This window comes from Mesorhizobium calcicola (genome assembly GCF_042682105.1).
Classification (GTDB): Bacteria; Pseudomonadota; Alphaproteobacteria; order Rhizobiales; family Rhizobiaceae; genus Mesorhizobium; species Mesorhizobium calcicola.
This window is the reverse complement of the sequence record NZ_JBHUGY010000048.1, coordinates 21,599-46,457: the sequence shown is the minus strand read 5'-3', so window position 1 is coordinate 46,457 and position 24,859 is coordinate 21,599. Positions and strand designations below refer to the sequence as shown.

Annotated in this window: 24 protein-coding genes, 1 tRNA gene and 2 pseudogenes; 10 read left to right on the top strand and 17 right to left on the bottom strand. The window is 60.6% G+C overall.

What is annotated here, in order from left to right; all coding sequences use genetic code 11:
- Nucleotides 1-3: 3 nt before the first annotated feature.
- The 10 genes from ACFSQT_RS28725 to ACFSQT_RS28680 form a co-directional block, all read right to left on the bottom strand.
- Nucleotides 4-627 (bottom strand): class I SAM-dependent methyltransferase, encoded by a 624-nt coding sequence (locus tag ACFSQT_RS28725; RefSeq protein ID WP_379024485.1) that lies wholly within the window; start codon nt 625-627, stop codon nt 4-6.
- Entirely contained in the window at nt 628-1,647 is a 1,020-nt protein-coding gene (locus ACFSQT_RS28720) for a glycosyltransferase family 2 protein (RefSeq protein WP_379024483.1), read from the bottom strand. It lies immediately after the preceding gene.
- Nucleotides 1,648-1,901: 254 nt separating this feature from the next.
- On the bottom strand, nt 1,902-3,296 hold the full coding sequence (locus ACFSQT_RS28715; RefSeq protein ID WP_379024481.1) for a class I SAM-dependent methyltransferase: 1,395 nt from the start codon (nt 3,294-3,296) through the stop codon (nt 1,902-1,904).
- A gap of 22 nt (nt 3,297-3,318) precedes the next feature.
- A complete protein-coding gene (gene rfbD, locus ACFSQT_RS28710) occupies nt 3,319-4,200 on the bottom strand; it encodes a dTDP-4-dehydrorhamnose reductase (protein WP_379024479.1) in 882 nt (293 codons plus the stop codon).
- A complete protein-coding gene (gene rfbB / locus ACFSQT_RS28705; RefSeq protein ID WP_379024477.1) occupies nt 4,197-5,267 on the bottom strand; it encodes a dTDP-glucose 4,6-dehydratase in 1,071 nt (356 codons plus the stop codon). Before rfbB ends, rfbD begins: the two co-directional genes overlap by 4 nt.
- 22 nt (nt 5,268-5,289) lie before the next feature.
- The gene (rfbC, locus tag ACFSQT_RS28700) at nt 5,290-5,844 is read right to left on the bottom strand and encodes a dTDP-4-dehydrorhamnose 3,5-epimerase (protein ID WP_379024475.1); all 555 of its coding nucleotides are present in this window, start codon (nt 5,842-5,844) and stop codon (nt 5,290-5,292) included.
- A complete protein-coding gene (gene rfbA / locus ACFSQT_RS28695) occupies nt 5,845-6,726 on the bottom strand; it encodes a glucose-1-phosphate thymidylyltransferase RfbA (RefSeq protein ID WP_379024473.1) in 882 nt (293 codons plus the stop codon). It lies immediately after the preceding gene.
- Between the two features lie 131 nt (nt 6,727-6,857).
- Nucleotides 6,858-7,883, bottom strand: coding sequence for an NAD-dependent epimerase (locus ACFSQT_RS28690; RefSeq protein WP_379024471.1), 1,026 nt, complete (start codon nt 7,881-7,883; stop codon nt 6,858-6,860).
- The gene (locus tag ACFSQT_RS28685) at nt 7,883-9,157 is read right to left on the bottom strand and encodes a nucleotide sugar dehydrogenase (protein ID WP_379024469.1); all 1,275 of its coding nucleotides are present in this window, start codon (nt 9,155-9,157) and stop codon (nt 7,883-7,885) included. Before ACFSQT_RS28685 ends, ACFSQT_RS28690 begins: the two co-directional genes overlap by 1 nt.
- A 296-nt stretch (nt 9,158-9,453) precedes the next feature.
- The gene (locus ACFSQT_RS28680; RefSeq protein WP_379024467.1) at nt 9,454-10,044 is read right to left on the bottom strand and encodes a biotin transporter BioY; all 591 of its coding nucleotides are present in this window, start codon (nt 10,042-10,044) and stop codon (nt 9,454-9,456) included.
- 124 nt (nt 10,045-10,168) lie between these two features.
- Here ACFSQT_RS28680 and ACFSQT_RS28675 point away from each other — a divergent pair, with 124 nt between their 5' ends.
- A complete protein-coding gene (locus ACFSQT_RS28675) occupies nt 10,169-11,077 on the top strand; it encodes an MBL fold metallo-hydrolase (protein ID WP_379024464.1) in 909 nt (302 codons plus the stop codon).
- An 85-nt stretch (nt 11,078-11,162) separates the two neighbouring features.
- On the opposite strand, the gene ACFSQT_RS28670 is transcribed toward ACFSQT_RS28675, so the two are convergent.
- Together ACFSQT_RS28670 and ACFSQT_RS28665 are read right to left on the bottom strand one after the other, a co-directional pair.
- Nucleotides 11,163-11,948: a DUF1499 domain-containing protein gene (locus ACFSQT_RS28670; RefSeq protein WP_379024462.1), complete on the bottom strand. Its 786-nt coding sequence runs from the start codon at nt 11,946-11,948 to the stop codon at nt 11,163-11,165.
- A 175-nt stretch (nt 11,949-12,123) separates the two neighbouring features.
- Nucleotides 12,124-13,752 (bottom strand): fatty-acid--CoA ligase, encoded by a 1,629-nt coding sequence (locus tag ACFSQT_RS28665; protein WP_379024460.1) that lies wholly within the window; start codon nt 13,750-13,752, stop codon nt 12,124-12,126.
- A 191-nt stretch (nt 13,753-13,943) separates the two neighbouring features.
- Between ACFSQT_RS28665 and ACFSQT_RS28660 the strand changes: the two genes are divergently transcribed.
- Both ACFSQT_RS28660 and ACFSQT_RS28655 read left to right on the top strand, forming a co-directional pair.
- The gene (locus ACFSQT_RS28660; protein WP_379024458.1) at nt 13,944-14,300 is read left to right on the top strand and encodes a hypothetical protein; all 357 of its coding nucleotides are present in this window, start codon (nt 13,944-13,946) and stop codon (nt 14,298-14,300) included.
- Nucleotides 14,301-14,461: 161 nt separating this feature from the next.
- On the top strand, nt 14,462-14,851 hold the full coding sequence (locus ACFSQT_RS28655; RefSeq protein ID WP_379024456.1) for a DUF427 domain-containing protein: 390 nt from the start codon (nt 14,462-14,464) through the stop codon (nt 14,849-14,851).
- Between the two features lie 69 nt (nt 14,852-14,920).
- Here the strand turns inward: ACFSQT_RS28655 and ACFSQT_RS28650 are convergent, their stop codons facing one another.
- Nucleotides 14,921-15,661 carry a polysaccharide deacetylase family protein gene (locus ACFSQT_RS28650; protein ID WP_379024454.1) on the bottom strand — a complete coding sequence of 247 codons (741 nt, stop codon included), beginning with the start codon at nt 15,659-15,661 and terminating at the stop codon, nt 14,921-14,923.
- A 253-nt stretch (nt 15,662-15,914) separates the two neighbouring features.
- On the bottom strand, nt 15,915-18,599 hold the full coding sequence (ppdK, locus tag ACFSQT_RS28645; RefSeq protein ID WP_379024452.1) for a pyruvate, phosphate dikinase: 2,685 nt from the start codon (nt 18,597-18,599) through the stop codon (nt 15,915-15,917).
- Between the two features lie 225 nt (nt 18,600-18,824).
- Here ppdK and ACFSQT_RS28640 point away from each other — a divergent pair, with 225 nt between their 5' ends.
- The 4 genes and pseudogenes from ACFSQT_RS28640 to ACFSQT_RS39855 form a co-directional block, all read left to right on the top strand.
- Nucleotides 18,825-19,169 (top strand): VOC family protein, encoded by a 345-nt coding sequence (locus ACFSQT_RS28640; protein ID WP_379024597.1) that lies wholly within the window; start codon nt 18,825-18,827, stop codon nt 19,167-19,169.
- A gap of 127 nt (nt 19,170-19,296) precedes the next feature.
- Nucleotides 19,297-19,371: transfer RNA gene (locus ACFSQT_RS28635), tRNA-Gln, on the top strand.
- 113 nt (nt 19,372-19,484) lie between these two features.
- Nucleotides 19,485-19,739 (top strand): hypothetical protein, encoded by a 255-nt coding sequence (locus ACFSQT_RS28630; protein WP_379024450.1) that lies wholly within the window; start codon nt 19,485-19,487, stop codon nt 19,737-19,739.
- A 131-nt stretch (nt 19,740-19,870) separates the two neighbouring features.
- Nucleotides 19,871-19,930, top strand: a pseudogene (locus ACFSQT_RS39855) (IS66 family insertion sequence element accessory protein TnpB); the annotation flags it as partial.
- On the opposite strand, the pseudogene ACFSQT_RS39850 reads toward ACFSQT_RS39855, so the two are convergent.
- Nucleotides 19,926-20,118 (bottom strand): annotated as a pseudogene (locus ACFSQT_RS39850) (IS110 family transposase); the annotation flags it as partial. The pseudogenes ACFSQT_RS39855 and ACFSQT_RS39850 sit on opposite strands and share 5 nt — an antisense overlap.
- A gap of 64 nt (nt 20,119-20,182) precedes the next feature.
- Here ACFSQT_RS39850 and ACFSQT_RS28620 point away from each other — a divergent pair.
- Both ACFSQT_RS28620 and ACFSQT_RS28615 read left to right on the top strand, forming a co-directional pair.
- On the top strand, nt 20,183-20,857 hold the full coding sequence (locus tag ACFSQT_RS28620) for a protein-L-isoaspartate(D-aspartate) O-methyltransferase (RefSeq protein WP_379024446.1): 675 nt from the start codon (nt 20,183-20,185) through the stop codon (nt 20,855-20,857).
- Nucleotides 20,858-21,696: 839 nt separating this feature from the next.
- Nucleotides 21,697-22,119 carry a CBS domain-containing protein gene (locus ACFSQT_RS28615; RefSeq protein ID WP_379024444.1) on the top strand — a complete coding sequence of 141 codons (423 nt, stop codon included), beginning with the start codon at nt 21,697-21,699 and terminating at the stop codon, nt 22,117-22,119.
- Nucleotides 22,120-22,513: 394 nt separating this feature from the next.
- Here ACFSQT_RS28615 and ACFSQT_RS28610 read toward each other — a convergent pair whose 3' ends face one another.
- Entirely contained in the window at nt 22,514-22,954 is a 441-nt protein-coding gene (locus tag ACFSQT_RS28610) for an SRPBCC family protein (protein WP_379024442.1), read from the bottom strand.
- 116 nt (nt 22,955-23,070) lie between these two features.
- Here ACFSQT_RS28610 and ACFSQT_RS28605 point away from each other — a divergent pair, with 116 nt between their 5' ends.
- A complete protein-coding gene (locus ACFSQT_RS28605; RefSeq protein WP_379024440.1) occupies nt 23,071-24,138 on the top strand; it encodes an adenylate/guanylate cyclase domain-containing protein in 1,068 nt (355 codons plus the stop codon).
- A 559-nt stretch (nt 24,139-24,697) separates the two neighbouring features.
- Here ACFSQT_RS28605 and ACFSQT_RS28600 read toward each other — a convergent pair.
- Nucleotides 24,698-24,859, bottom strand: a complete 162-nt coding sequence (locus ACFSQT_RS28600) for an IS3 family transposase (protein ID WP_379024438.1) — start codon at nt 24,857-24,859, stop codon at nt 24,698-24,700.

Below are 24,859 nucleotides of genomic sequence, written 5' to 3'. Positions count from 1 at the left end.
GTCTTAGTCACAGCGGCAAAGGACCATGGTCCAAGGAAACGGTTTGCAGACCTTCACGATTTTGAGCGAATTGCTTAGCAAATTGACGAAGGAGGCGGATGACCAATGGTTGATATGCCCTGGCGTATTTCCAAAGTCCGCTATGTATTTTCCTCTGGCAATATTAAGCACCCGCCATATCGGCTCTCGCGGCACGCTAACAAGAAGGTATGGCTTGGCCAACGATTTTAGCACCGAGAGTGCTTGCTCGGTGTTGGGAACATGCTCAAGAACTTCGCAGCATATCACCAATTCGGCGGAATCCTCTTCCGGCCTCAGGTCGAAAAGCGAGCGGGCTTCAAATATCGGAGCTATGCCGCGCTTGGCACATTGCTGATTGGCCTCCGAAACACTGACAGCTTCCAAGTCACTCCCGCGGACATTCCACCCCTGATCATGAAGACGAATAGACAAATTTCCTTCGCCGCAGCCAACCTCGTACGCATCGCGAACGCCTGTCTCAGCCGTCATCATATCGAAGTTGCGTAGAAAGCCCTGCATGAGGTATCGAGCAATCGGATTCTGAGTATTGTACTTGTCGTAAAAATTTCCCGGAACGTTGTCGTAGGCTAGCGGCGCTTCATTCATCTATATTGCTCCGCCTACGCTATCTTTTTTAACTTTTGTCTCTTTGTTCTCTAATGCAAATGACCGGATCCGGGCCCTTCCGCCGTGCTCCTGCTGCAATTGCCTGATCCTGATTTCTTCAAGCAATTGCCGATTAACTGCGACTAGTTCGGAAATGACGCCGCTCATGGCGAGGATGCCAGCAAGCGCGAGCAAGGCGCTGGAAAGAACGAGCGACTGGATGTTGCCACTGCCTTCGCCCATCCAGTAATGGAAAAGAAACCGGACGACCATGATCAACCCCGGCGCGGCGACGATAGCCGCACACACCGAGAAGAAGCGCAGCGGGCTATAGACGATAAAAATCCTCACGACCGTTATCAAGGAGCGCCGCACATAGCTTGGTATGCTCTTGACCAGCCGCGAGGGCCGAAGATCCCCGTTTACGCGGATCGGCACGGAGGTAATGGGAATGTTCCTGCGTCCCGCCTGGATGATCGTTTCCAGCGTATAGGTGTAGCGGTTAAAGACATTGAGCTGTATGGCCGCGTCGCGATGAATGGCACGGAAACCGCTTGGCGCGTCGGGAACCGTCGTGCCACTGGCAAGCTTGACAACGAAGCTCCCAAGCTTCTGCAGAAATTTCTTGACGGGTGAAAAATGCTCTATCTCACTGATCGGCCTTGCGCCGATGACGATCTGAGCCTTTTTTTCCAATATGGGGCGGACCAGGTCGGGAATGCAGGAGGCATCGTACTGGTTGTCGGCATCGGTGTTGACAATTACATCCGCGCCTAGTTTCAGCGCGGTTTCAATACCGGTCATGAACGCCTTGGCTAGCCCCTGATTATGGGGCAGTGAGACCACGTGGTCCACGCCGTTTTCCCGGGCAACCTCGACCGTGCGGTCGGTGGAGCCGTCGTCGATTACGAGCCATTCCACGGCATCGAACCCCGCGACCTGACGCGGGAGATCAGCAAGCGTGACAGCGAGCGTCCCCTCCTCATTCAGGCATGGGATTTGAATAATAAGCTTTGACAATCCACCCTCTTCAAGATCGATCAGCTGCGGTCTTCGGTCATGGACCTAAAGAACTTTGCTCCCGCGCGCTACCTGCTTTGGCAAAATAACCTGTTTTGCGGCCATCAACAGCGGCGCAGGGAGGGCTCCGGACGGCGCTGAGTCGATGGCATTCAACGCGAATTCACTTGAGGGCCATGGATGATGCAAGCTTTCGGTCAGAGCTCCCACCAGGGCAATTCAATTCATGCGTTGTGTACGAGCCGGATTTCGCCTCAACGAAAAACCGAGGCGACCATTTTCAGTAACCACCTGACACTCACAGATAGCGCTCGCAGGGGACTGGTTATTCGCCAACTCGTTGAGCCCCTGAGTTCTTGAACAGCGAATTCACTTTGCTTCAACTTCTCCTGGAGCGCAGCCATCACCACTTGCGCTCGCGCGATCTCGTCGTCGCGCTCGGCCTGCAGCGTGCGTGCGCTGTCGCGCTCGGCCATTAGCGCGCCTGCAGCCGCGTGCGCAGCCGATATTTCTTCTTGCAAGACCCGGATCTCTTCGGCTCTCTCGACGAGGTGCGCCCTCATCCGTGCGATCTCGTCGTGGCCGCTCCGGAGCTGTTCGCGTGTTTCGGCTATCTCCCGTGAGAGTTCCTCTATGCGCATCGCGCTGCGCGTCACCAACGCCCTGCTGGTTTCAATCTCCGCTTCCATGGTCGTCGACGTTAGGGACCATGGATTTCCGGCTTGATCGATCGCCTCACTTGTCGTGCCGTCAAGACGAACCATTCTCCTGTCGGCGAGTGCAACCCCGCCTTGCACATTGCGAGCCCCGAGAACATTTTCCCGATTAGGTCGCTTGGTTATAATACAGAGCGAGTTTAAAAATTCGACGGAATGAACGGATGCCAGCGAATCTTCCCCGAATTCGGTTTCATACCTATCGGCGAAAGTGGCTAAAACATCCGCCCGAACGCGAGGCAGTCCCCAATGCTCATGGTTGAGCACATCAAGCAGGCGCTTGAAGAACGACATCGACGAAAGTGGATCATAGAGACCGCCCTCGAGTTCCCGCCAGTAGCTGCTATGCAAATCTTCAGCTATGTAAACTCCCCCATCAGAAAGATGGGGGAAATAACGAGCGAACGAACGAACGATGTCTGATGACTTGTGCGATCCGTCATCGATTATGATGTCGAATGTCGCGGATTTTTCGACAATTCTTTGTTCCACTTCATCAGTATTGGCATCGCCGATAACCATGGCGATCTTCTTATCGTCGAAAATCAGACCGCTGCAGGCCACGTCGATATCGCAGCCAAGAATAAGCTCCGAATTCGGGAAATATCGCGGCCAGATTTCGAGCGAACCACCGTTTTGAACGCCAATTTCCAGGAGGCGAACCGGCCTATTCCGATAGTCCAAAAAAATGCGGTCATATGCGTCCAGATAGGTGGACCATTTGTCCGACACTTTGCCGCTATGGGCATCGTACAGATCGCGAAGTGAGGGGGCGTGCGCTCCAAGCGGCGCGGCCTGCGTCTTGGTCGGAACGCTCGGGGGCACCTCGCCGATCACCTTTGGGCCGACAGTCTCCGGGGCGACCGCCTCTGGGCCGACCTCCTTTGCGCCGACCTCTGCATCGGGCATGTTTTCCGGCGATGGGTTCGTCATGCCTCAAAGCCCATCCCGTCTCTCAGACCAGGACACGACGCACCACCGCTTCCGTCGATAGCCGCCAGTCCGGCGCATTCCATCCGAAGACGGAGGCGAATTTGGCGCTCGATAGCCGGGAATTAGCGGGGCGTCGCGCCTTGGTCGGATAGTCCATCGTAGCAATGTCCCGTACCCGCGCCCAAGGACCACCAGACACTCGGCTTGTGTCCAGGATATGGCGGGCAAAGCCGCTCCAGTTGGCCTCGCCTGTGCCGGCCAGGTGATAGACGCCGAATGCAGCGAAGCTCTTGTCGCCATGCAGCTGTGCTGCCGCATGCAGGATTGCGTCGGCGATATCCAGCGCGGAGGTGGGATTTCCCCACTGATCGGCCACCACGGCGAGCTCATCCCGGTCGGCGGCAAGCCGCAGCATGGTCTTGACGAAATTCTTGCCGAACGGGCTGTAGACCCATGCCGTGCGCAGGATCAGATGGCGTGGATTGGCAGCGGCCACCGCCTGTTCGCCGGCGAGCTTGGAGGCACCATAAACGCTTTGCGGTGCGGTCGCGTCGGTTTCGATATAGGCACCGGAAGCGCGGCCGTCGAAGACATAGTCAGTCGAAAGATGGATGACGGGAATGCCGAGCCGCGCCGCGGCTTCGGCCACCTTGCCGGCGCCGACAGCGTTCACCGCAAACGCCACATCCGGCTCGTCCTCGGCCTGGTCCACGGCCGTGTAGGCGGCAGCCGACACGACGATATCCGGCTTCGCGGCCGCTATGGCGTCAATGACGGTGCCGGGGTTTGCCAGATCGAGATCCGGACGGCCAATGGCAACGACTTCCACGCCGTCGCGCCCTGGGCCGGCCTCCAGAAGGCTTGCCACGACCTGGCCTTCACGTCCGGTGACAACGAGCCTCACGCGGCCCCCTTGCGCGCTTCACCCAATCTTTCACCAGCATAGTGCTGTTCGCGGATCGGCCCCCACCACCATTTGTTGTCCAGGAACCAGTCCACGGTTCTCGCCAGGCCGCTGTCGAAATTCTCGCTGGGTGCCCAGCCGAGGTCCCGGTTTATTTTCGATGCGTCGATGGCATAGCGGCGGTCATGGCCGGGACGGTCGGTGACGAAAGAGATCAGGTCGCGATAGCTCTTGCCGCCGGAACGGGGGCGCCTGATGTCGAGCAGATCGCAGATCGTCTCGACGACGCTCAGGTTTGTCCGCTCCGAATTGCCGCCGACATTGTAGCTCTCGCCTGGCGTGCCTTTGGTGGCAACCAGTTCCAGCGCGCGCGCATGGTCCTCGACGAACAGCCAGTCGCGCACGTTGGCGCCGGCGCCATAGACCGGCAGCGGCTTTTCGTCGAGCGCGTTGAGGATGACCAGCGGGATGAGCTTTTCGGGAAAGTGATAGGGTCCGTAGTTGTTCGAACAATTGGAAAGCACGACCGGCAGGCCATAGGTTTCGTGCCAGGCCCGCACCAGATGGTCTGACGCCGCCTTCGAGGCGGAATAGGGCGAAGAGGGTGCGTAAGGCGTTTCCTCGACGAACAGGCCGCCGTCGAAGGGAAGATCGCCGAACACTTCGTCGGTCGAGACATGATGGAAGCGGAAGCGGTTCTTCTTCTCATCGGGAAGGCCGCGCCAATATTCCAGGGTAGCATTCAGCACCTTGTAGGTGCCGACGATGTTGGTTTCGATGAAGGCGCCCGGTCCGTCGATCGAGCGGTCGACATGGCTCTCGGCGGCGAGGTTCATGACGATGTCGATATCGTCCCGCCGGAGGATGTCGAGCACTGCCCTCTCGTCGCAGATATCGGCATGAGCGAAGCGGTAATTGTGCGCATTCTCGATCGGCCGCAGCGAGGCCAGATTTCCCGCATAGGTGAGCTTGTCCAGATTGGTCACGCGATAGGCCGGGTTGGCGCACAGATGCCGGCACACCGCCGAGCCGATGAAGCCGGCACCGCCTGTCACTAGGAAATTCATGCTGCTGTCCTCATGCAACCCATCAGGTAAACACCTCGGCGGCGGCCAGCACCGGCGCCCTGAGGTCCTTGTCCGAAAGCTGGAACCCGCCAGCCAATGACGGCCATTCGATGCCGATGGCAGGATCGTCGAAACGGATCGAGCGGTCGTGTTCGGGCGAATAGGTATCGGTCACCTTGTACAAGACTTCGGTGTCCGGCACGAGCGTCACGAAGCCATGCGCAAAGCCCTTTGGCACCAGAATCTGGTTGCCCTTTTCAGCGGTAATTTCGAGCGCAACCCATTTTCCGAAGGTTGGCGAACTGCGGCGAATGTCGACCGCGACGTCCAACAGCGCACCCCGGATGACACGCAGCAGCTTGTCCTGGGCTCGCGGCGCAAGCTGGTAGTGAAGCCCGCGCAGCACGCCTGCCGCAGCGGAATAGGACTGATTGTCCTGTACGAAACTCAAGCCTATGCCGGCCTGCGAAAAGCGCTCGGCTTGATAGGTTTCGACAAAGTAACCGCGGGCGTCGCCATGTCGTTTCGGAATGATTTCCAGCACGCCTTCGATGCCAAGGGACCTGACCTCCAGCATTTATTCCTCCAACCGCTCGACGACACGCCGGCGCAGATAGGCGGCGTACTCGTTTTTTCCCAGGCGGGTGGCGCGCTGGAGGACTTCGTCCGCCGTCAGCCAGCCTTGTTCGAAGGCGATTTCCTCCGGGCAGGCGACCTTGATGCCCTGGCGATGTTCGATCGTGCGCACGAAGGAGGACGCTTCGTGCAAGCTGTCATGGGTGCCGGTGTCGAGCCAGGCGTAACCGCGCCCCAACCGGTGCACATGCAGCTGGCCACGATCGAGATAGACGTTGTTGACCGCCGTGATCTCGAGTTCACCACGCGCCGACGGCCGGATCGCGGGGGCGATGTCAACGACATCGTTGTCATAGAAATAGAGACCGGTGACAGCCCAGTTGGATTTCGGCTGGGCTGGCTTTTCCTCGATCGTCAAGGCGGTTCCGGTGACCTTGTCGAAGGAAACGACGCCATAACGTTGGGGATCCTCGACATGGTAGGCGAACACCGAAGCCCCCTTTTCGCGCGATGCCGCCGCACGGCAGAGCTGCGACAGCCCATCGCCGAAATAGATGTTGTCGCCGAGGATCATCGACACACTGTCGTTGCCGATGAAATTCCGGCCGATGATGAAGGCTTCCGCGAGCCCGTTGGGTTGCGGTTGCTCAGCATAGGACAGCTCAAGCCCGAAGTTCGATCCGTCGCCAAGCAACTCGCGGAAAACCGGCAGATCCCGCGGCGTCGAAATGACCAGAATTTCACGGATACCCGCGAGCATCAAAACGCTCAGCGGATAATAGATCATCGGCTTGTCGTATATCGGAAGGATTTGCTTGGAGACTGCCAGCGTTAGCGGATAGAGGCGCGTTCCGCTGCCTCCAGCAAGGATAATTCCTTTCAAGAAGCTCTCCTTGACATGCCTAAAACCCCCAGCCCTGACATAAACCGCTCGTGCTTAGGTTCCACGCAATGGCTTGTCAATCTCGGCGCTTGACAACGGCCGGACTATTTCGGGCCAAGATGCGGGCTCAGCTAGGTCAGCCCAAAATACGCCTGGTACCAGTCCACAAACCGCCCTACCCCCTCGGTCACCGTCGTCGTCGGGCGGTAGCCGACCGCCTGCTCCAGCGCCGATGTATCGGCAAAGGTATCGGGCACGTCGCCGGGCTGCAGCGGCAGCAGTTCGATGATGGCCTTCCTGCCAAGCGCGTTTTCCAGCGCCTCGACATAGGCGGCCAGCTTCACCGGGTTGTTGTTGCCGATGTTGAAGATGCGCCACGGGGCGCTGCTCGTGGCCGGATCCGGACGGCTGGAGTCCCAGGCGGCATTGCGGACCGCCGGGCTGTCGCTGGCCCGGACGACGCCTTCGGCGATATCGTCGATATAGGTGAAGTCGCGGGTGTGGTTGCCGTTGTTGAACAGCTTGATCGGCTCGCCGGCAAGAATGCTCCTGGTGAACAGGAAAAGCGCCATGTCCGGGCGCCCCCAGGGACCGTACACGGTAAAGAAGCGAAGCCCGGTCGTCGGCAGCCCGAACAAATGGCTGTAGCTATGCGCCATCAACTCGTTGGCGCGCTTGGTCGCGGCATAGAACTGCAGCGGGTGATCGGCCGGCCGATGCTCGGAAAACGGCATGTCGGTGTTGGCGCCGTAGACACTCGAGGTGCTGGCATAAGTCAGGTGCGCAACGGCGCTGCCGCGGCAGGCTTCGAGCATGTTGGCGTAGGCGATGATGTTGCTTTCGACATAGGCATGCGGGTTTTCCAGGCTGTAGCGAACCCCGGCCTGGGCGGCGAGATGGATCACCCGGTCGAATGCATGATCGGCAAAACAGCCGTCGACCACGCGTTTGTCGGCGAGATTGCCGCGAATGAAATGATATCCCGCATTGGTCTTGCGGCCCGCTTCCTTCAGCAGCCGCAGCCTCGCCTCCTTGATCTGCGGATCGTAATAGCTGTTGACGCTGTCGATGCCGACAACCTCGTCGCCGCGCTCCAGCAGGCGCTTCGCTACGTGATAGCCGATGAAGCCGGCGGCGCCGGTGACCAGGACCTTCATCAGAAGCGCCCGTCCGTGACATGCCTGGGAAACAGGCCCTTGATATCGTAGATGACGCCCGGGTCCTTGCAAAGCGCTTGCAGGCCGGCGACGCCCAGTTCGCGGAACTGACTGTGCCCGACAGCCACGATGACGCCGTCATAGCGCCCGTCGGGAATCTCCTTCATGCTCGGTATGCCGAAGGCGCGCGCGCATTCCTGCGCGTCGACCCAGGGGTCCCAGATGTCGATGCCGGCATTGTATTGCTTCAGTTGGGCGACAATGTCGGCCACCTTGGAATTTCTCAGGTCCGGACAATTTTCCTTGAAAGCCGCGCCCATGACCAGAATCCGGCTGCCAACGACAGGTATCCCCTTGCGCATCATCAGGCGGGCAGTCTGGTCCGCCGCGTGCTGGCCCATGCCGTCATTGATGCGGCGGCCGGCAAGGATCACCTCGGGATGATAGCCGAGTTCCTGGGCCTTGTGGGTGAGATAATAGGGATCGACGCCAATGCAGTGACCGCCGACAAGGCCTGGCGTGAAGTGGAGGAAATTCCATTTGGTGCCGGCGGCTTCCAGCACTTCGGAGGTGTCGATGCCGAGCTTGCCGAAGATGAGCGACAGTTCGTTCATCAGCGCGATGTTGAGGTCCCTCTGGGTGTTCTCGATGACTTTGGCCGCCTCGGCGACCGCAATGCTCGAGGTACGATGCGTGCCCGCCGGCACGATCGAGGCATAGAGCGCATCGATGGCCTCCGCCGCTTCCGGCGTGGAGCCGCTGGTGACCTTGACGATCGTCTGCAACCGATGCTCGCGGTCGCCCGGGTTGATGCGCTCTGGACTGTAGCCGAGGAAAAACCCCTCATTGTAGCGCAGACCCGAATGTTTCTCGATGAGCGGCGCGCACACCTCTTCCGTACAGCCGGGATAGACCGTCGATTCGAAGATCACCACCGCGCCTGGCGAGATGACCTCGCCGACCGTCGTCGACGCCATGATCAGCGGCTTCAGGTCCGGCCGGTTGGCCCTGTCGATCGGCGTCGGAACCGTGACGATGAAAATCCCGCAATCGCGCAGATCAGCCTTGTCGGTGGTGAATGTCAGCCGCGAAGCAGCACTGATCTCATCACTGCTGGCTTCAAGCGTATGGTCGTCGCCACGCTTCAGCGCGTCCACCCTCGACTGGTCGACGTCAAACCCGACGACATCCCTGATGGCGCCGAAGGCGACCGCCAGCGGCAGACCGACATAGCCAAGCCCGATGACCGCTATTTTCCTGGAGGCAAGATCCATCTGCTTCCTGCGCTTGCTATCCGGATTCATACTTCGCATTGGCTACGCGCACCAAAGCCGGGAAGCACCGTTTCGCCGTCCTGAGAACGATCGAAACGTCGGGCCAAGGTGAAAAAATCTGATGCGCCTGGCTCCCCCGTTTCGTTCGCAGAACAAACCAGACGTCTCGCCTTTGGCGATTCGACAGCGATGCCCATATTTTCATGCCCTGCAGGCACGACGCCGGGACCTGCCGATAACCTCATTCAGGACCGGATTTGACTGACCGGCGCGAGCCAGGAACCCGCTCCGCCCAATCAGCCGCGCTTCAGCAGCGACCACACGGCCGGCACCAGGCTTGCCGCAAGGGCAACCTTGATCAAATCGCCGACGATGAACGGCACGACGCCGAACTGCCACGACTTTTCGGGACCGATCAGCAGCGCCAGCCAGGCAAAGCCCATGGCCATCATGACGACTTCGGCAACCAGCATGGCGTTGAAAAGCTTGACCGGATGGCGGTCCCAGCCCCGATCGGCGGCCCAGCCGACAATCGCCGCCATGGCCACGAAACCCAAGAGATAGCCGCCGGTCGGGCCGACCATGTAAGCAATGCCGATACCCTTTTCCGGGGTGCTCTGGAAGACCGGAAAGCCCATCGCGCCCTCCGCCATGTAGAGCAGCAAGGTGGCGACGCCGAGACGCATGCCGAAGGTGGCGGCGATCAGCAACACGGCCAGCGTCTGCATCGAAATGTCGACCGGCCCGAGCACCACCTTGGTCTTGGCCGACAGGGTCAGCAGCAGCGTTCCGGCGATCGCCAGGAAAAGCTGCGTTGCCAGCCGCGCCGCGCCCGTTTGCGGCAAAGCCAGGGACACAAGCGGACGCATCGTTGTTGCAATTGCCATGGTATTTCCCCAATCCGGTCGCCGCTATCTTATGTTCGCGGCCTCGCGTTCTCCTATATTGGCTTGCGCGTTATGCGGCAATCGGTTTTGCCGTCTCCTCAAACAAAGCACCGATGCACCTGCCATGGCTCTCAGATTCGACACCGGCTTCGACCCCTTCTATGGCCTGGGGGTAAGCGTCGCGCCGGATATCCAACGCATCACGGCGCGCAATCCAAGCCCTTTCACATTCCACGGCACCAACAGCTACATCGTTGGCCGCGATACGCTGGCGGTGATCGATCCGGGGCCGGATGACGAGACGCATCTGCACGCGCTGCTCGACGTGATCGCCGGCCGGCCGGTCAGCCATATCTTCGTCAGCCACACGCACCGCGACCACTCTCCGCTGGCGGCCCGGCTGAAAGAGCGGACCGGCGCCGCCGTGCTGGCAGAGGGACCACATCGCCCCGCCAGGCCCTTGCATATCGGCGAGACCAACGCGCTCGACGCCAGTGCCGACACGGCCTTCGTTCCCGATATCGCACTGCCCGACGGCAAGGTGATCGACGGCGATGGCTGGTCGATCAGGACGGTTCTGACCCCTGGCCACACAGCCAATCACGCGGCATTCGCGCTGGAAGGAACCGGGATCCTGTTTTCGGCCGATCATGTCATGGCGTGGGCAACCTCCATCGTCGCGCCGCCGGATGGGGCGATGGCTGACTATATGGCCTCGCTCGACCGGTTGATCGAACGAGGCGACCGCTTGCTGCTGCCCGGACATGGCGGGCCGGTGACGGCGCCGCGCGGTTTCATGCGCGGGTTGAAGACGCATCGCAAGATGCGCGAGCGCGCCATCCTGGAGCGGCTCAGAGCCGGCGACCGGACGATCGCAGACATGGTCAAGGCGATCTATCGCGATACCGACCCGCGGCTGCACGGCGCTGCCGGATTGTCGGTGCTTGCCCATATCGAGGACTTGGTGGCACGCGGTCTGGTCGTGACAGATGCCGCCCCGGCCATTGACGGCATTTTCAAGCCGGCCAGATAGAGCAATTCCAGGAAAAGTGTGAAACGGTTTTCCGTCCGGGATTGCGTCAAAACAAGAGATGGAGCGGTTGCCAAGTCCCGACGCCTCATTCGGCCGGAGCCGCACCAACCTGACCGGCGACCTCCTGGTCGAGTTCGGCGAGGAAATCGACGATACGCGCGGCGTTGTCGCCGAGGTCGTAGCGGCCGTAGCGAGAAGCCGACCGCATGTCGACGATGATCGTGTCGCCGTCGTCGGTCACCCGGATCGCGACGTCGGCGGGAAGACCGAGGACGAAACCCTTGGCCACCGCGGCAATCGTCACCTCGCTTTGCCCTCTGAGGTCCGGATAGGGTTCGGAAAGGTCCCAATCGCGTCGGTCGAGCACGGTTTCGACGGCATCCACCACAGTTTCGAACGGCAGATCGTAGCTGCGTCCGCTGACCAGCGGATAGCTCTCGGTCAGCAGCCGCTGTTCGCCTGATGTGGGTGGGGAGAGCACATTCATGTCCCTCGTCCGGTCGCTCACGTCGAGCGCGGGCGGATTGTCGAAATCCGTCGAGATGTCCCTGAGCGGCGGATAGATTGTCGCCCAGTAGGCGGCAACGCCATAAGGCGCGAGCACCAGCAGCGCCAGCAAGGCGCCGACCGTCAGGTCGCGACCACCAAGGTCGCCAAAATTCCACAGCCGCGAAAAGGCAAACCCGGCAAACAACAGCGCCAGGGCCGCCAGCAACGCGACGATACCCAGCACCCACAGGAAAACAGGCGTTTCGACGAGGTCGAAGCGATGACCGACAAAAGCGGTCAGCAGCAGCACCGCCGAAAAGGCTCCGGTGCGCCGCGACCAGCCGGCCGCCCTCGACGTCTGCCGTTCAGGAATACTTGCCATCGATTGCCGCACCACCCCAATCCGAACGGAGACTTAGCGCATGACCCCGGAAATCGGAATCGATTTCCGGCAGGGATCACGCATCAGCTAGAAAATGCTACAGCGTCCTTTGCGTGCCTGAAAGGGCGCGCGGCGCTGCAGTTGGGCGGCTTGAAGCCGACACGCAACATTCCCGTCAATCCGTCGGCAAGCGATAGTTCCTGAATTGCTGACGCAAGGTGACCTTCTGGATCTTGCCGGTGGCGGTGTGCGGAATTTCGCCGACGAAAGCGACATCGTCCGGCATCCACCATTTGGCGACCTTGCCGTCCATGAAATCGAGAATGTCCGCCTTGGTCGGCTCCTTGCCCGGCTTGCGAACAACGACCAGCAACGGACGCTCGCCCCATTTCGAATGATGAACGCCGATGGCTGCCGCCTCGGCGACATCCGGGTGACCGACAGCCAGATTCTCGAGATCGATGGTCGAAATCCATTCGCCGCCGGATTTGATGACGTCCTTGGCGCGATCGGTGATCTGCATATAGCCGCCGGCGTCGATGTGAGCGACGTCGCCGGTGTCGAACCAGCCGTCCTCGTCGAACTGCTCCGAGCCAACACCGCCATAGTAGGCGCGGGCAATGGCCGGTCCACGCACTTTCAAGCGGCCAAATGTCTTGCCATCCCAGGGCTGCGCGTTGCCGTCGTCGTCGGTCACCTTCATTTCGACGCCGAAGGGCGGGTAGCCCTGTTTCTGCTGCACATCGAGCCGGGCTTCACCCTGGAGACCGGCATAGTCCGGCTTCAAGGTGCACAGCGTGCCGAGCGGCGACATTTCGGTCATGCCCCAGGCGTGGATGACCTGGACGTCGTAGTTCTCCTGAAACTTGGTCATGATCGCGCGTGGGCAGGATGAGCCGCCGATGACCACCTTGTTCAGATAGGGAAGCTTCTTGCCGGTCTCCTCCAGATGCTGCAGCAGCATCATCCAGACGGTCGGCACGGCGGCGCTGAAGGTCACCTTCTCGGTGTCGAGCAATTCGTAGATCGAGGCGCCGTCCATCTTGCAGCCGGGCATGACCAGCTTGGCGCCGATCATCGGCCCGCTCTGGCCGAGGCCCCAGGCATTGGCGTGAAACATCGGCACGACCGGCAAGATCGTATCGCGCGACGACAGCCCCATCGCGTCGGGCATGGCGGCGATCATGGCATGCAGCACGTTCGAACGGTGGCTGTAGACGACGCCCTTGGGATCGCCCGTGGTCCCCGACGTGTAGCACATGCCGGCGGCCGTGCCTTCGTCGAAGGTCTTCCAGGCGAAGTCGCCATCCGTCTCGTCAAGCCATTCTTCATAGGCAACCACATTCGGCAGTGTCGTCTGCGGCATGTGCGTCTTGTCGGTCAGCACGATCACCTGTTTCAGCGACTTGACGGCGCCGGCGATCTTCTCGAGCAGCGGCACGAAGGTCAGGTCGACGAAGACGGCCTTGTCCTCGGCATGGTTCATGATCCAGACGATCTGCTCGGGAAACAGGCGCGGATTGAGCGTGTGGTAGATGGCGCCGATGCCCATGATGCCGTACCAGGCCTCGATGTGGCGTGCGGTGTTCCAGGCCAGCGTGGCGATGCGGTCGCCCAGGCGATAGCCGTCGCGTTCCAGCCGCTGGGCGACCTTCAGGGCGCGACGGTGGATGTCCGCATAGCTGGTGCGCACGATCGGCCCCTCGATCGAGCGCGACACGATCTCGCGCGCGCCATGCTGCCGCTCGGCATTGTCGATGAGCTTATGGCAAAGCAGCGGCCATTCCTGCATCAGTCCCAGCATTGGTTCCTCCCTCACGCTTTTGCGTTGTGCTTTTGCTGCCATTGTGGAGCGAACTGCCGGATTGTCCAGCCACCAGCATGGGCAAGCGCGGCATTGATCGGCATGACGGAGCAAACCGCCACAATCCGGCCATCGTCGGCGTTAAGTTTCGTTAACGGGCAAGGGGCGATTGGCGACTGAAAGAGGTTCGCATGGACGCGCTGCTCGACGACAAGGCCCTCGAAGATACGCTTGCCGAAAGTCTGGCCGATCTGGGGCCGGATACAAAGACTGTTTCCGAAGATGAATTTGTTGAAGTTGTCGGCGGCGCGCTCGAAGCGGTCGGCGGCACGCTGCTGTTCAAGATGTGCGTCCAGAACGAAGGCGCGGGCCAGCACGTCGCGGCCGCTTCCATCGGCGACGGTGGCAACCGGCAGTTCCTGCTGCTCACCTTGCCTACCGGTGGTGGCCACTTGAAGGTCGAGACCGTGTCGAGAAGCAGCAACCCGGTGGCCGGTATCGCAGCCGCCTACGCCGGGCTCATGGATGCGTTCAAGGCCGCCGCCTGACGGTCGCCGACAGGCCATCTTCAGCCGACAAGGCCATCTTCAAAGGCGTGGTCGGGCCACACTAGGCCCGGGGAAGTGACTTGCGTGTCGCTGCTGACAGCCGGCCCTTGCGCAATGCGCTTGCGCGACACACCTTAAGGCCGAGGCAAGGAGACCCCCACATGGATCAGATCGCCAACCCGGCACCCGGCTTTCAGCGCAATCCCGACAAGGTCATCACCATCGAGCCCTATATCGGCACCGTTACGGTGCGTGCCGGAGACACGGTCATAGCTTCATCGACGAAGGCCAAGGTGCTGGCCGAGTCCCCGTATCCCGCGGTCTTCTACATTCCGTTCGCCGACGTCGATTTCGGCAAGCTCGCCCGCACGGAACACTCGACCCATTGCCCCTATAAGGGCGATGCCAGCTATTGGAGCGTGCTGCCCGCGGGCGAGACCGGCCAGAACGCGATGTGGGCTTACGAGCAGCCTTTCCACGAAATGGCCGAAATCCGCGACCACGGCGCATTCTACGCCAGCAAGGTTAGCATCGAAGCCAAACCGGGCTGAGTTCTTCGACTTGAAGGCAGTCAGGGTGCATTGAGATTCAGGTCAGGCCGGCTGAATATCAACTCACCCTCAGTCCGTGGTGCCGTGATTGCCGATGCCGTCGGCATCGTCGAGCCGCACAAAGGTCAGGCCTTTTTCCTTGAGCGCCAAAAGGCCCTGCACCACGCCTTCGCCGGCCGCATGGGTCGGCTGGTTGATGTGCGAGATGATGACGTCACCGTCCTTGGCCGCTGCAATGCGCCGCGCGGTTTCCTTGGCGCCGAGCAATGAGCCGCCGTCGCCGTTTATCGAGAATCCGGCGATCTTGAAGCCAAGCTTGCGGATCATGGCAATGGCCGACGGGCTGTATTCGGCGGTCGCGCCACGAAACCATTTCGGCGCCGGCTCACCGGTCCCGGCAAGGGCCGCGGCACCCGACTCGACCTCGGCCAGCACGGCGTCAGGACTGCCGGCGCTGCGGATACCGTAGATTTTCAGCGGCGTATCGACCGCCGGAATATGGTGGCCGCCGTGATTTTCCAGCTCGAACAGCTCTGGATGCGCCCGCATGATCTCGACAGCGGCTGCGTTTCGCTTGAGCCAGATGCCGGTCACGAAAATGGTGGCGGGTATCTTGTTTTCGACCAACGCCGAAAGGATCCGGTTGTCGATCTGGCCACCGCAGGCATCGAGCGTGAGCGCAACGCGGCCGGCTCCGCCTGCGTCCGGCTTGATGTGCAGCGTGGGCTCGACAAGCGGCGCGGCATGGCCGCTGGACACAACGGCCAGCGACATGGCGATCACGCAGAGATTCTTTTGCAGCAGGCGCATCAAACCGAATTCCAGACCAGCACTTTCAAGCAAGCATCCCAAGACCCGCATGAAGGCGGAAATCGGGATGATGCATAGCAGAAAAGCGCCCAGCGCGACAATTTGACCGTCCGTGCGGTGAACAGCCGATTCCGCTGTAGCGGTTGTCCGCGCGCATGATCTCAGACTGCGCGCTCCAGCAGTTCACGGTTTCACGGAAACCGCGAACCACTCTACCCTTTGTTTTGACGCGATGCCGGACGGGAAAACCGCTTCACGCTTTTCCTGGAATTGCTTTGGCAACCAGCACCGCCGCCTGCGCGGCCGCCAGCCTCGCGATTGGCACGCGATAGGGCGAGCAGGACACGTAGTCGAGGCCGACCTCTTCGCAAAAGCGGATCGAGGCCGGGTCGCCGCCATGTTCTCCACAGATGCCGAGTTTGATGTCGGGCCGCGTCGCCTTGCCCTTTTCGGCAGCCATGCGCACCAGTTCGCCAACGCCGTCTATATCGAGCGAGACGAACGGATCCTGATCGATGATGCCCTTCTGGCGGTAAGTCTCCAGGAACGAGGCCGCATCGTCGCGCGAGATGCCGAATGTGGTCTGGGTCAGGTCGTTGGTGCCGAAGGAGAAGAACTCGGCCGTAGCGGCGATGACATGGGCGCGGATCGCGGCGCGCGGCAGCTCAATCATCGTTCCGGTGAGATAGTCGATCTTGACGCCGGTTTCCTCCATGACGCTTTTGGCGACAGCGTCAATACGTGCCTTCACATAGTCGAGTTCCTTCACCAGGCCGACCAGTGGCACCATGATTTCGGGAACCACAAGCGCGCCGGCCTTCTTGCCGGCCTCGACGGCGGCCTCGAAAATGGCGCGCGCCTGCATCTCGGCGATCTCGGGATAGGAGACGGCCAGGCGGCAGCCGCGATGACCGAGCATCGGGTTGAATTCGTGCAGCGCTTCGGTGCGCTCGCGGAGCTTGTCCGGCGACACCTTCATGGCGGCAGCGACCTCGGCCACCTCCTCCTCGGTCTTCGGCAGGAATTCGTGCAGCGGCGGATCGAGCAGGCGGATCGTCACCGGCAGGCCGGCCATGATCTCGAACAGTTCGAGGAAATCCGAACGCTGCATCGGCAGCAGCTTGGCGAGTGCCGTGCGCCGGTCCCTTTCGGTGTCGGCCAGGATCATCTCGCGCATGGCGACGATGCGGTCGCCCTCGAAGAACATATGCTCGGTGCGGCAAAGCCCGATGCCTTCGGCGCCGAAGGAGCGCGCCATGCGCGCGTCGAGCGGCGTTTCGGCGTTGGTGCGCACCTTCATGCGGCGCACGGCGTCCGCCCATTCCATGATGGCGGCAAAATCGCCGGACAGTTCCGGCTGCAGCATCGGCACGGCGCCCTTCAGCACCTGGCCATTGCCGCCGTCGATGGTGATGATGTCACCCTTGCGGAAGGTCGAGCCCATCGCCGTCAGCGTGCCGGCCTTGTAGTCGACGCGCAGTGAGCCCGCGCCCGACACGCAAGGCTTGCCCATGCCGCGCGCCACCACCGCGGCGTGACTGGTCATGCCGCCGCGTGTCGTCAGGATGCCTTCCGCCGCATGCATGCCGTGAATGTCCTCGGGACTGGTTTCGATGCGCACGAGGATCGCCTTGCGGCCTTGCGACTTCAGCTCCTCGGCATCGCTGGAAGAAAAGACGATCTCGCCGGTGGCGGCGCCGGGAGAGGCCGGCAGCCCGATGCCGATGACGTCGCGCGCGGCCTTGGGATCGATGGTCGGATGCAGCAGCTGGTCGAGCGAGGCCGGATCGATGCGCGCGACCGCCTCTTCCTTCGTAATCAGCTTGTCCCTTGCCATTTCGACGGCGATCTTCAACGCCGCTTTGGCGGTGCGCTTGCCAGACCTCGTCTGCAGCATCCACAATTTGCCGCGCTCGATGGTGAATTCGAGATCCTGCATGTCGCGGTAGTGCTTCTCCAGGCTGTCGGAGATGGTGACGAAAGACTGGAACGCGTCCGGCATCAGCTTCTGCAGGGATGGCTTGTCCGATCCGGCGGCAATGCGCGCCGCCTCGGTGATGTTCTGCGGCGTGCGGATGCCGGCAACGACGTCCTCGCCCTGCGCGTTCACCAGGAACTCGCCGTAGAGCATCTTTTCGCCGGTCGACGGATTGCGGGTGAAGGCAACGCCAGTGGCCGAGGTCTCGCCCATATTGCCGAACACCATGGCCTGGACGTTGACCGCCGTGCCCCAGCTTTCGGGGATGTCGTGCAGGCGCCGGTAGGTGATGGCGCGGTTGTTCATCCAGCTCGAAAACACGGCGCCGATCGCGCCCCAGAGCTGCTCTTGCGGATCCTGCGGAAACGGCTTGCCGAGTTCTTCCTCGACCTTGGCCTTGTAGAGCGCGATGACGCCTTGCCATTCGAGCGCCGTCAGTTCGGTGTCGAGCTCATGGCCGAGCCCGCCCTTCTGGTCTTCGAGGATTTCCTCGAAAACCTCATGGTCGAGGCCCATCACGACATCGGAATACATCTGGATGAAGCGGCGGTAGCTGTCATAGGCAAAGCGCGCATCGCCGGAATCGGCGGCCAGCGCCTCGACCGTCTCGTCGTTCAGCCCGAGATTGAGCACGGTATCCATCATGCCGGGCATCGACGCGCGAGCGCCGGAACGCACCGAGACCAGCAGCAGTTTCGACGGATCGCCGAACCGGCGGCCGGTCAGCCGGCCGATGTGATCGAGCGCGACCGCGACATCGGCTTCCAGCCCCGCCGGATAAATGCGGCCATTGGCATAGTAGGCGTTGCAGACCTCGGTGGTGATGGTGAAACCCGGCGGCACCGGCAGGCCCAGGCTGCACATCTCGGCCAGGTTGGCGCCCTTGCCGCCCAGCAGATTCCTGTCGCCGGCACGGCCTTCCGCCGCACCATCGCCAAAGGTGAAAACCCATTTGGTCATGCTTTGCTCTCCGGTTGCAGGAGATTGGAAAGATTGGCGAAACGGAAAGTTCCGCCGTGTCCGACTGTCGAGCGATATGATGCTGCAGTGCGAAAGGCAAGGCGTCGGCAAAGCCATCCGGCCGCTACAATCGATTAAGCAAAAGCTCTGTCCAGGGATGCGTCAAAAAGACTTGCCATCCCAGGGCTTTTGGAGTAGAATATAAAGGGAACAAATGGGGTGTCCATGAAACTGTCCGGAAAACTCGACTATCTTGAAATGCCGGCGACCGGCGGAACGCTGGACCGGTTGAAGGCCTTCTACAGCGCTGCCTTTGCCTGGTCGTTCACCGACTATGGGCCGACCTACTCGGCTTTTGCCGAAGGGCTCGACGGGGGTTTTCAGGCCGATGCGGCGGAAGCGCCCGCCAAGCCGCTGCCGGTGCTCTACAGCAGGGATCTGGAAGCGACCCTCGACGCCGTCGAAAGCGCCGGCGGCACGATCGTCAAGCCGATCTTCCCGTTCCCCGGCGGCAGGCGTTTCCACTTTGTCGATCCCGCCGGCAACGAGATGGCGGTGTGGTCTGAATAGCCGGCTTGTGCCGTCTTTGTGGCAACCGCCTTAGCTGCCAATTGGGCGTTCCCACCATCGCTCATAAGGATTGTGCTTTTCGGCTGCTCTGCTAAGAACGCGCCGCACAAGCGACTCTGACGGCAATTGGGGCGTCGCCAAGTGGTAAGGCATCGGTTTTTGGTACCGACATTCCCAGGTTCGAATCCTGGCGCCCCAGCCAAGCACTTTTTCCTTTTATTTCAATGCTTAACAAGGAACGCCTGATAGCTTTCGTGTCGCGTGCTTCGTTCCGCATTCTGTGGGCTAAACCATTGTAATTCTTGACTGTCCCGAATGGTCAAATCCAATCCATGCAACACGGGTGCAACACGAATTGCTCGATTTGTGCCGGGTATGTTCCCGCGCAATGAGGCTTGGGCCATGCACGCCGGTCGAAATCAGACAAAGTCCCCCATCCCCATTCTTCAGATTGCTGACGATAGGCAAGCACCGGCGATGGTCGAACTCGCCAATGGAGAAAACGAGCCGCTGGCGCTGACCGCATTGCGCGATCTCGTTCGGCCGCCGGACGGCGATCGAACTGGATGATGGGCGGCGCGTGTTTGCACCGGCGGGTGCGACTGCGGCTGCGGTGAAGCGGCAGCTCGCCGGCAGGGAGAAGGCGTCATGATCGTCGTTCCAGCTGGCGTGAAAGTGCACCTGGCGCTCGGCTACACGACATGCGCAAGGGTCTCGACGGTCTTGCCACGCGGATCCAGGAACAGCTCAAGAATGACCCCTTCTCTGGTTACCTGTTCGTCTTCCGCGGCAAGAATGCCTCGCTCCTGAAGGGAACTTGGCCTTCAGATTGCACCGGTGTGGCAACAAAATCCGCTTGCGGTAGCAGCTTTCCAACTTGATGTAGGCCTGGCGAAACCAGCCCGTACGCATCAAATGGGCAATGCCCCAGCGCATCGGCCTTGTCGGTTACTATGACAAGACGAACAGGATATAAAGCTATCCGGCAGCTGGTCGAGGAAAGCCTCACCGTCATGAAACCGATGAACGAAGAGCACCTTGCGGTTCTACGCAGGCACATGGTCGAGATGATTGCGATCCATGCCGACCTTGCAAGCGAAGAACTCGGCAAGGCAACGCTCGATGAGCGGGTGATGGCATCGATGCAGCGGGTGCCGCGGCATCGCTTCGTGCCAGCCCCGTTTGCGCCTTATGCCTACGAGGACATGCCGCTGCCGATCGGCTTCGACAAGACCGTCTCGCAGCCCTTCATTGTCGCTCTGATGACCGATCTCCTTGCTCCCCAACCGCACGAGGCAGTGCTCGAGATCGGGACTGGCCTGGGCTATCAATCCGCGATCCTCGCGGAACTCGCAGGACAAGTTTGGAGCGTCGAAATCATCGAGGAATTCGCAAGCCATGCCGAGGCTCTCCTGCAGGGCCTTGGCTTCTCGAATGTCGCCATTCGTGTTGGAGACGGGTCTCGCGGCTGGCCCGAGTACGCCCCATTCGACAAGATCCTGGTTAGCGTGGCGGCTGAGCGGACGCCGCCGGCTCTGCTGAATCAGCTCAAGGCAGGGGGACGCCTTGTTCTACCTTTGGCGTCTGAAGAAGTACAGTTTCTGACTATCATCGACAAGGATGCGGCGGGGCAACTCGAGACTCGAAAACTCATCCCGGTTCGGTTCAGCCGGCTCGAAACCGTCTAATGATGTGCGCACAACTGGCGCGACCTCGCTTTTCCGGCCGGCGGCCGGATGCCAGCCTTCCGTGCTTCTCTGCCCGTAGTGAACGCGAAGAAACGAGCTATTGCAGTCATTCAGTTGCCAGAAAATGGACGAAGACCGGCGCCAGGTGCCGGTCTTCCCTATAGCGGCCAGCGAAGGAGGGGCTCTGATCGGGCGATTGCGCGGGCGATGATACGCGCCGGGAAGCACCTATAGCCAGCGGCCGTCCTACATCGCGGCGGCGCTGGGGTAAGGCTGCTGAAGGGCGCCAGGACGATATCGGCCAGCTAGCCCGCCTTAGGCTCGGGCTCTGGAGGCGGCGCGTTCGGGTCGGGGCAATCAGACAATTGCTTACACGGAGGGGGCCGATCCCCAACGCCGCCATAGCGTTCCGCGAGTTTTGCGAATCCGTAGGCGAAGGCGGAAAGAAGCGCTAGGACAACCACTATTCGGACGGCCATTCGGGATTGTAGCAGGACCCCGATCCGGATTTGACTAGCTACAGGTAGAAGAGCGATTTCCCATGGCGCCAGCCGAGGCGTCCTTCGTCCACATGCTGCGCATATTGGCCGGAGCGCATCCACTATCAAACAACCGGTTCCCGTCCCCCGACCCCACCGGCCAGGCCCGGCACCGTGCTGGCCTCCCCGCCAAGAGGTGCCGGCCGTTGCCCGTGCCAACCACGGAGCATTCCGCTTTCACGCATCTCGCCTCATGCTTCAAGAAAGTGAGACGGGATTGACGACCTCTGGCAGCCAAACCCGGTCCGCGGTAACATGAGACAGAGGGACATTCACCAACCCCAGCAAGGGAGGTCCGTTATGAAAGTCAAAGACGCAATGCATAGGGGCGTCGACTGGGTCAGCCCCGAAACCGCTGTCACCGAACTGGCGAAAATGATGCGAGCCCAGGATATTGGGTCGATTCCCATCGGCGAGAATGATCGGCTGATTGGAATGGTGACCGACCGCGACATCGTCTGCAAAGGACTGGCGGACGATGGTTTTGACAACCGCACCGCGACGGCGCGCGATGTCATGACGGCCGGCATTCACTGCTGCCGCGAAGACGACGATCTGGCCAAGGCGGTACAGCACATGGAGGAACTGAAAATCCGCAGGTTGCCGGTGATAAACAAGAATATGCGGATGGTCGGCATCCTTAGCGTCGGCGACGTCAGTCAGTCGGCGCCTAGGGAACTGGTGTCCGAATACGTCAAGAGCGTTTCCGCCCATCACCACTGAAGGCGGCTCGCCCGTGCCCTCGAGCGAAGGCCTCAACTTGCCGCCGCGCTGGCCGCAGCGCGTCGGCAGAAATGTCCGGTCGTCGAGCCCGGTGCCGACTCTTCATGCTACAATGAGCGCCGATGCCTGCGGGGCAGGACGGCAACTGACGCAAGCAATCACTTTGAGTGCGATGGAGCCTCTTCCAAGGGACCTTTTGCTTAAATCGCGATATCCTGACTTTCAGTCCGCCTAACCGCCAAATGGACGATCTAGCTAACCATTCTACAGGTGCAGCAGCCCGCAGGTCGCTGAGCTTTCTCGAGCGGCCAGTGTGCGACGGAGTTCAAAGGGCCTCGTTGACACATACCGCGCCTGGTTCGGATGACAGGCATCCTCGACCCTTATATTAAAATCACATATTCTTCATCGGCACGTCGGGATCGACATGTCCCCCATCGGCAGTGATCTTCAGCCTTGAGAGGTAGTGCTCCCATCCCGTTCGATGGCTGTCACGCTCCTTTGCGCTCGGCAGTCCGCTGTGCGTGAAGCGGATTAGTGTCCCCGCATCCCTAGCGATCAGGTCGATCTCGACATGGCTGGAGCCGGGCGGCACGGTCTCGTTGTCTTCCCAGCCAAAACTGTAGGCAAGACGGTGGACCGGGATCACCTCGGTGAACTCACCGCGCGCCATATGGCGACCGCCGACATTGACGAGGAACAGACCGCCCGGCGTTGCATCCAAATTCGCTTCTGTCCCGATCCATCGCACGATCTGGTCCGGATCGGTCAAAAGCGCGAACACGGTCGCTTGTGGCGCCGCGACCTCAATCTCTATGTAAAGCGATTCCGCCATTGCTCACTCCGGGTCACGTCCGCATCGAATGCCGTGCATCATTGAAGCGAATGTTGGGAGTTGCAAGAAGATGTTCGAGGCGTAAGCATAAGCTGGTACCGAGTGACCTTCTACCGATGCTTCTCGCAAACTCGCTCTCATTCCTTCTGGACGACGCCGCGCATATTGGCGACGGTGGGCGACTTCTATTGCAGCTCTCAACGCATTTGATGGAAGACGGCTTGCCGATCATTGCCGGCGCGCTGGCACAGGATGCTCCCGAGCCGATCATTTCACGCCGCATCTGGCTCTGGCGAGCGCCTAGCGGTGAAGTGGTCGAGGCTTTGGGGATAGGCGCCGACCGCCAGAATGCCGATCCACGGCTCGTGCTGCGGGAGTGGTTTGCCACGCCACGGGCAATCGTGTTCGACGAAGGAGCGGGCGGTGTCGCACCGACTTTGGTGTGGGCGTTCGATCATGCTCCGGATGAGGCACAGTCAGAGTTGCTGCGGCAAATCTCCCGGTTTGCTGAGGCTCCGATGACCGCACTCGCAGAACGGTCTGCGAAACGCGCACTGCTCGAAGCATATTTGGGAAAGCGGAGTGCAGCGCATGTGCTCAAGGGTCATTCTCGTCGAGCAAAGGGAGAGACGATACGGACTGCGCTTCTGTGGGCGGACCTTCGAGGTTTCACCGATCTATCCGAGGTTCACGATGCAGACGAGATCGTATTGATACTTGATGCCTGGTTCGATTGCGTCGCCGGCGCAGTGCACGCATTTGGTGGCGAGGTTCTCAAGTTTATAGGTGATGGCGTCCTCGCGATTTTCCCGATTGGCGAGCGCGATGCAAAGGCCGCATGTGACGCGGCGGTACGCGCCGTGAAGGCCACGCGCGCCGGGATAGATCATCTCAACCAAACTCGGCGCCGCAATGGGGACCCTGAGTTCGGATATGGCATTGGCCTGCATGTCGGCGAGATATTTTGGGGGAATATCGGCACTGCCGGCAGGTTGGATTTCACCGCGATCGGCAAGGCCGTAAATCTTGTCAGCCGCATCGAAGGGCTGTGCAAGCCGTTAGGACGGACGGTGCTCGCGTCGGCAGTGTTCGAGGCAGAAACTGCCGAGCCGATGATCGCCATGGGCAGTCATCCGCTCAGAGGAATAGCAGGCGCGCAAACACTTTTCGGTTTGCCGGAATAGATCGAATGGTTGAGCGTGCCGTGTCACTGCATATCTTATTATCGTGCGAAGCCATGCCTCAGAGAAATTCGAATGGCAAAGAAGCTACGCATACAATTGGCATAGGCCGCACGCAGCCTAGAGTCGCAATCGCCAATCAACAGGCTCGGCTTGATCGGGACAACCTGTTGAGGCTCCACATCTACTAGCTGGGCTCACTCTTCTCTGAATGCCCTGTCGATCTGATCGGCCAAGGGTTTTACGATATAGGAAAGCATCGTCCGGTTGCCTATCCCGACCTCCTTAACCAGTGCCCGCAGTTCGGCTGGTGGCGCGAAGCAGAAAGTTCAAAAAACGTCCAAGAACCCCAGTCGATGGCCAATTGTAGAACCGTCTGTCGACCGCTTTTGGCCGAACGCGGACTGGCGGCTAACGGCTCGGACATTTTCGAAATCAGTCTTTTTGGACGATCGCTCTAAAGCTGATGCATCACATTCGGTGGCGCAATTGTTGATTTTCACTGAGAACTGACCCGGCATTGGAGTGAACCCCTGAGGCTGGACCAGCGAGGCGCTTCAAACTAAGCCGCCTGCCGGGCGAGCTGGGTTTCGAATTCTGCTGGCGATCTGTAGCCAAGGGCTGAGTGCATCCGCCTGGCATTGTAGACCTCTTCGATGAACCGGGGCAATCGCTCGGCCACTTCCATGAAAGTCTCGTAGCCGGCGGGATAGATATCTTCCAC